The 6580-nt window shown below is 26.1% G+C and carries 11 protein-coding genes; 8 read left to right on the plus strand and 3 right to left on the minus strand.

Annotated features, from left to right (window positions below):
- The first annotated feature begins 47 nt into the window (after window positions 1-47).
- The 8 genes from Q0W06_RS18870 to Q0W06_RS18905 all read left to right on the plus strand — a co-directional run bounded on the left by Q0W06_RS18870 (window position 48) and on the right by Q0W06_RS18905 (window position 5107).
- A complete protein-coding gene (locus tag Q0W06_RS18870) occupies window positions 48-1328 on the plus strand; it encodes a hypothetical protein (protein ID WP_297639505.1) in 1281 nt (426 codons plus the stop codon).
- Between the two features lie 13 nt (window positions 1329-1341).
- Entirely contained in the window at window positions 1342-1653 is a 312-nt protein-coding gene (locus tag Q0W06_RS18875; protein WP_297639508.1) for a hypothetical protein, read from the plus strand.
- Complete coding sequence (locus Q0W06_RS18880; RefSeq protein WP_297639511.1) at window positions 1653-1952, plus strand: hypothetical protein; 300 nt, start codon at window positions 1653-1655, stop codon at window positions 1950-1952. Before Q0W06_RS18875 ends, Q0W06_RS18880 begins: the two co-directional genes overlap by 1 nt.
- Window positions 1953-1973: 21 nt before the next feature.
- Window positions 1974-2333, plus strand: a complete 360-nt coding sequence (locus Q0W06_RS18885) for a hypothetical protein (RefSeq protein WP_297639514.1) — start codon at window positions 1974-1976, stop codon at window positions 2331-2333.
- Between the two features lie 74 nt (window positions 2334-2407).
- A complete protein-coding gene (locus tag Q0W06_RS18890; RefSeq protein WP_297639516.1) occupies window positions 2408-2602 on the plus strand; it encodes a LysR family transcriptional regulator in 195 nt (64 codons plus the stop codon).
- Between the two features lie 12 nt (window positions 2603-2614).
- On the plus strand, window positions 2615-3685 hold the full coding sequence (locus Q0W06_RS18895) for a site-specific integrase (protein WP_297639519.1): 1071 nt from the start codon (window positions 2615-2617) through the stop codon (window positions 3683-3685).
- A 115-nt stretch (window positions 3686-3800) separates the two neighbouring features.
- A complete protein-coding gene (locus Q0W06_RS18900; RefSeq protein WP_297639522.1) occupies window positions 3801-4334 on the plus strand; it encodes a helix-turn-helix transcriptional regulator in 534 nt (177 codons plus the stop codon).
- Entirely contained in the window at window positions 4331-5107 is a 777-nt protein-coding gene (locus Q0W06_RS18905; RefSeq protein WP_297639525.1) for a hypothetical protein, read from the plus strand. Before Q0W06_RS18900 ends, Q0W06_RS18905 begins: the two co-directional genes overlap by 4 nt.
- Window positions 5108-5364: 257 nt before the next feature.
- On the opposite strand, the gene Q0W06_RS18910 is transcribed toward Q0W06_RS18905, so the two are convergent.
- From Q0W06_RS18910 to Q0W06_RS18920, 3 genes are all read right to left on the minus strand, one after another.
- Window positions 5365-5613 carry a hypothetical protein gene (locus tag Q0W06_RS18910; protein ID WP_297639528.1) on the minus strand — a complete coding sequence of 83 codons (249 nt, stop codon included), beginning with the start codon at window positions 5611-5613 and terminating at the stop codon, window positions 5365-5367.
- A gap of 85 nt (window positions 5614-5698) precedes the next feature.
- On the minus strand, window positions 5699-5995 hold the full coding sequence (locus Q0W06_RS18915; RefSeq protein ID WP_297639531.1) for a hypothetical protein: 297 nt from the start codon (window positions 5993-5995) through the stop codon (window positions 5699-5701).
- A gap of 14 nt (window positions 5996-6009) precedes the next feature.
- A complete protein-coding gene (locus tag Q0W06_RS18920) occupies window positions 6010-6513 on the minus strand; it encodes a hypothetical protein (protein ID WP_297639534.1) in 504 nt (167 codons plus the stop codon).
- Between the last annotated feature and the right edge of the window lie 67 nt (window positions 6514-6580).

A 6580-nucleotide genomic window follows, 5' to 3' on the forward strand; every position in this document is an offset into this window, starting at 1 on the left:
TTGTTGGTATGAATTTAAAAAATTGGAAAAGTATGGAGGCTAGATAAATGTTGACAATGCACGAATTTGATGAATATTTAGGAAGTTGTATACTATGTGATGATTCTGAAACCAAAGAAGAATATATAGCAAATAACGCTTGTGATGATGATGAAGCAAAAAAACTTGCAAGTGATTGGGATTTTGTTTGTGAAGAATATCAGGAGTATTTGAATACTTACGAGAAAAAAATAGGTTCTAATCTTAATTACAATTCAGATGAAGCTATTTGTAGATTTTGTGGACACGAGAATAAATTAGACGATAGCGATATATATTATGAAAATGATGGTACTTTCGAATGTAGGAACTGCTATAAAGAAAATGAATATGAAATACAAATGGAACATGAGTATGCTGACAGTTATGAAATAAAAACTATAAGACCAAATTGTAAAAACAAAAGTGATCATCTGTGGATTAAGCAAGAAAAAGATGACTACACTTTAAGAGGTAGTCTTAGAGAAAATAAATTCCCTCATGTTGATGCCATAGAATACATTTGTATCCATTGTGGAGAAAGCAAATACATTCCAATTGATGAAAATAATAAAGAATTTTCAAACAACTCGATAAAAAAATTGAAAAGAAAGTATAAAACAGGATTTAGAAAACATAAAAATAAAATGATTATTCATTATGATGTAAATGATAGCTATATCCAAATAACCAACAAAGATTTTGAGTTGATAGAAGATAGAATTGGAACTATTATGAGAACCTTTAGAAAGTCATTGAAAACAAAATATATCTACAATTCAAGACAAGAAGAGTTTATATTTGATATTCCTAACTCTGATAAAAAAATAAGAATATGGGATAAATATTACAGAACATTAATTTACTATAACGATTTAGTTACACGTCATGAACAGCTATTTTTTAGAACTATAATTTTAAAACTTAAAAAATGTATGGCTAAATATGGAGTTGAATTTATTGAATGTGAAAAATCCGAAAGAACTCGTACAGCAGACCACGAATTTTTAAATAAAGAAGTTTTGGTTAGAGATTACATTAGAGGAAAAATAATATTTAGAGGTATAGTTACCCAATTTGATGATTGGTACACTTTAAAAATAAAAGGGAAGTATCAAGATACTATCATAGAAGCTAATGAAAAAAGAGTTGAGTTATATAACCCTAATATTATTAAATGCACTTTAGATAAAGATGAAAGAATAGGTAGAGCTTTAAATAAACTAAGAGAACATTCTGAAAATTGGGAGTTTTTAAAAGCTCAAAATATAAAAGTTTATTTAGATAGAATTGGTTATAAAAGAAAGTAATTTGGAGGAAAAAATGAAAAATATGAATAAAAAATTTACATCGGAAGAAGCAATAGTAAAAATGTTATTTGAAAAAGGCATTCGAAACGAAGAGGAGATTATAGATATTTTAAACTTTATGAAAACTCTCACTCATTTAACTAAAGAATATGATATGTGTTTAAGTATGACTTCATCAAAACAAAACATAGAAGCTACAGATGATTTTGAAATAACTCTTAAAAATATAAAGTCAGGAACTAGATATGATTTAAAATTAGTGTTTGCATTGCTAGCTGGAATAGAGTTACAGTTGAATCCAGTAAATCCTAAAGAGGTGAACTAATGATTTCAGCTACATTTAAAAATAAAACTGCTAGGATATGCCTTTCTTGTATGAAAGGCTTAATTATAGCTGATAATACAACAAATAAATCACAAAAAGTTTATTGCTTAGATTGTGGAACTGAACACACTGTTAAATTTAATAAAAATAAAACTGTAAGAGTTGAAAGATTTGATAAAAAGCTAAGTCAAGAAAAATTGAAGCGATTAAATATTGAAAACTTAGAGTTCATTGAACAATATGTATTTGCGATTGCTAAGCATTTCAAGGAACGTGGTATAGATGTCTTGGATATGTAAAAATAAGTATGGAGGCTAGTAATGAAAAATATAAAACAAATAAGTTCATCTAAGCAATTAGAATTACATGAAAAATATGGAAATTTTATAAAAGATTTATTTACAAATTGCAATAGATTGCGTAAAGGAACATACACAAAAACTATAACACTTCAATATCAGTTACAATATTTATTTAATGTAAATGTTGAATTTGAAATACTTAAATCTGATGATGGAATGAAACTTCTTGACTTTTGCGTATGGTTTAGTGGATATAGAGTTGAAGATAAATTTAAAGGTGGTATTAATATTACAGATTCAGAAACTTCAAATAATATTATAATGATGCTGTGTTTAAATATTACAGAGTTTATTGATGATGTTAGACAGAAATATTAGACTATATAAATATAAAAGACTGTGAGAAATAATTAATTTTGATTTCGCAAGATTGCGAAATGAGGAGGTAAACCATGAATCAAGTATCTGTAATAAATGAACTTCTAAAGGTTGAAGAAGTCAGCAAGATATGTAATGTTAGCAAATGTAAAGCATACAAGCTAATGAAACAAATTAACGATGAACTAGAGGCCGAAGGTTTTATAACAATTAAAGGTAGAGTCAATAAACATAGACTTTTAAAAAAATTAGGAATACTAGATCAATAAGGAGATAAATAGATGCCTGCTACTAAAGACCCAAATGGAACTTGGAGTTCTAGATTTTATATAACTGACCATAACGGCAATAAATTAAGAAAGAGAAAAAGAGGATTTAAAACAAAAAAAGAAGCTCTCGAATATGAAAGAGAGTTTCTTTCTAAAACTAACTTTCAAAATTCTATGAACTTTGAAAGTTTATGCGAAATATACTTCGAAGATTTGCAACATCGTTTAAAACAAAATACATTTCTTACTAAAGAATATATCATTTTAAAAAAAATACTACCATTCTTTAAAAAAATGAAAGTCGAAGATATTGGTCCTGCTATAATAAGAAAATGGCAAGGAAAAATACTTTCCACAATAAATCCAATATCTCAAAAAAAATATAGTTTAACCTACATAAAAACAATAAATAATCAACTTGTTGCAATATTTAACTATGCAGTTAAATTTCATAATTTAAAAGAAAATCCTTGTCATAAGGCTGGAAGTATTGGAAAAAAGAATGCTGATGAAATGAACATTTGGACAGCTAATGAGTTCAATTCTTTTATTATTTTACTTAAACACAAACCTATATCTTATGCTGGATTTAATGTTTTATTTTGGACTGGAATAAGAATTGGAGAACTCCTTGCCTTAACTGTAAAAGATATTGATTTTAATAAAAAAAGTGTAACAGTGAATAAAAGTTATCAAAGAATTAAGGGGGAAGATGTAGTAACAGAACCTAAGACTCCAAAATCAAAAAGAGTTATAGAAATATCTGACTTTTTAATAGAAATATTAAAAGAATATATTTCTAAACTTTATGAGCCAACTCCAGATACAAGATTATTTAGTTCAACAAAATTTAGATTTGAACACGATATAAAACTTTATTCTGAAAAGGCTGGATTACATAGAATTAGAATACATGACTTGAGACACAGTCACGCAAGTTTCTTAATAAATAATAATGTTAATATTTTAGCAGTTTCGCAAAGACTTGGACATGAAAAAATAGAAACTACTTTAAATATTTATTCGCACCTATATAAAGAATCACACGATTATATGATGAATATTTTAAATAAAAAAGACTAGATTAATTTCTAGTCTTTTTATTAAAAAATAGAGCTTTTTTTTCTTGACTTTATAGCTTTTTAGAGCTATACTCTTTATAAATAACTATACAATATAAATTGTAAAGGGAGGACAAATGAATAAAGGTGAAATCCTAAAAGAAAAAAGAATTACTATTGGATACACCCAAAAGTCTTTAGCAAATAAAATTGGAATTTCTAATAAGCATCTTTCAGATATTGAATGTTCTAGAAAACCATTATCTCAAAAGTTATTAAATAAATTTAAACTTATTTTTAATTTTAATGATAACGAATTAAAAATATTAGAAAAACCTGAAAGAGAATATGACACTTTTGAACTAGATCTTGAAATCAAACGTAAAAAAGAACTTTTACTCCAAATTGAAACTGAGATAAAATTTAAAAGATTAGAATTCGAAAAATTAGAAAGAACATCTGGAATTAGAAGTAAAATTACTTGGGGGAGTATCGAAATACAAAAAATTGTTGGAAGTAAGATTATCGAAATAGTTAACCTATATTCGTTAGCCAATAAAGCCAATCAACAAGAATGTATCCCTGCTTTAAAACAATTAGTTATTTACTTAGATACATTTTCACAAAAAATAAAAAAAATGATATTAGAACGGGAGGAAATTGATTTATGAGTAGTGCATTAGGGAAATACGGAATACAATTACCACAGAAACCATTATCAGATTTTGAAAGAGCAGACATCGAAAAAATAATAACATTCCACATTGGGAAAATTGTACCAAGAGTCTTAAAAGAATTTGATCAATTTATTGATAAGAAAAAGGAGTTTACAGCTAGACAAACTTCTTTATTAATAAATGGTAAGAACGATAAAAGAGAAGCTTATAAAATGAAAACATATGTCGATGATTATATAGCATTCTATAACGATATAGAATTTAGTATAATTTCAGCTACAGAAGATATTTTGGAAGAGATTATAACAGATATGAACCAGTATACAAAAAATTCAACTAGAAAAACTAAATTCATCAATACGTTAGATAGTTTAAATGGACAAATGATTATGTTTACACTTGCAGTTATGTCTATAGGAGAATCATTAATCAAAAGGCATCGTACTATAGAAAATGGTAGATATTTAGAACATGTCTTAAAAGCTAAAAGAGAACTGGCTGATGATATTAAAACTATATATAAAGCTTTTCACAGAGGTGAATTAACTTTGGAAGAAGTGAACTCTACATTTAGGGAGTTAATTGATAAAAAAGTTCAAGATGCTATTAAATTTGATAGTGAAATTTACAATGCTATTAAATTTGAAGAAGATTTATATTCCATCTGTGACCAAGATACAATATTAGAATTTGTCTATGGTGTTATCGAAAATGCTAGAGTTAAAGTTACTAGTCAAAGTAGACTTATTAGTTTACTTGAATTTTAAAAGATAAACGGTGGGTCCAATTTGGTCCCGAAAATTCAAAAACAAGATATAAAAACACTCTAAATATAAAATATGATATAAAAACACATAAATAAACATAAGGAAACACATGATATAATATTTTTATTTATAGAGTGGGAATAGTATTTAAAAATTAAATAACCTTTATATATAAAGGTATTTCGATATATATATTATCGAGTGGGTCCAAAGTGGTCCCAAAATGTTTTAAGAGGTAGATTTAATCTACCTCTTTTTCATTTATTATTTAAAATATATTCTTTAATTATTTTCACATCATCTGAAACAGAAAAAATACTATTTTTTAAATTGGTGTAATTATTTTTTATTTGATTTTCCATATATCGTACTTGCGTGTCGTGTAATTTTTGGTCTACCTTTTCATCTATCTTTTTCATAATAAATTTATGATAAAATCCTAAAACACTTCCTAATGATGTAACTATTGTAACCCCTAATTTTAGATATTCAATATTTTCTACCAAAATTTAAACAACTCCCTTATAGAATTAGCTTTTCTACAAACTTTTATTTCTATTAATTTCTTTTTATAATTAAATGGATCTACTTTTACTTCAAAACCTTTCCCTTTAATTGTTGTTCCAAACCCAAGTTAATTTTTAACTTTTCAGTCTCTTTTAATAACTGTTCATTTGATACAATAGATGAATCTCCATTTACATCCTGTTGTCTTAAACCTTTTTCAAATGAATCTATTTGGTCAGCTATCATTATAGCTAATTTTTTAGGAATTTTTTGTCCTACCTTTTGACCAAATAAATTCGTCTTAGCTTTAGGTAATAAAACTCCAATTACTGCTCCACCCAATAAACAAATCAATTCCATATGATTCTGAATAAATTCCAAATTAATCACTCCTTTTAAAATTTAATAGATAATAAATAATTTCTTTTTAGTATATTACTTGCCATTTTTTCTTCTATTTCTAGTACATCAAAGCCATATTTTATCCATCGTTCTTTTTGGTCTCCCAATAAAGTATACTCATCTATAAGCCTATTAACATCTGTATTTACCTCTTCTTGAGTCGCTCCCTCTTCCCATGAATTATTTTCTTTATTCCATAATTTTTTAAATAAATAATTTGGAGCTTCTACTACAATAATTTTATTATTTTCAATATATTCTCCATTATGAAGCAACTCAATTTTATTATCTAGTAAAATTAACTCTTCTCTAGTTTTCTCTCTTATTACTCCATCAATATATATTGGATTCTGAAATTCTACCTCTGTTGAAATATGATTAATCACATTCCAATCTGGATAAAATTTTGTAGGTTCAGCTTTAAATTCTCCATATGAATTAACAATTGGTCTTGCTACTACTTGTAAGTTTTTTATATCATAAATATATATAACCATAGGTTCTCCTTTGTAATTTTATTTTTAATTTTTTCAACTTTTTATATTGGGTAAATTATACAATTTA

This window comes from uncultured Clostridium sp. (assembly GCF_947072515.1).
Taxonomy (GTDB): Bacteria; Bacillota; Clostridia; order Clostridiales; family Clostridiaceae; genus Clostridium.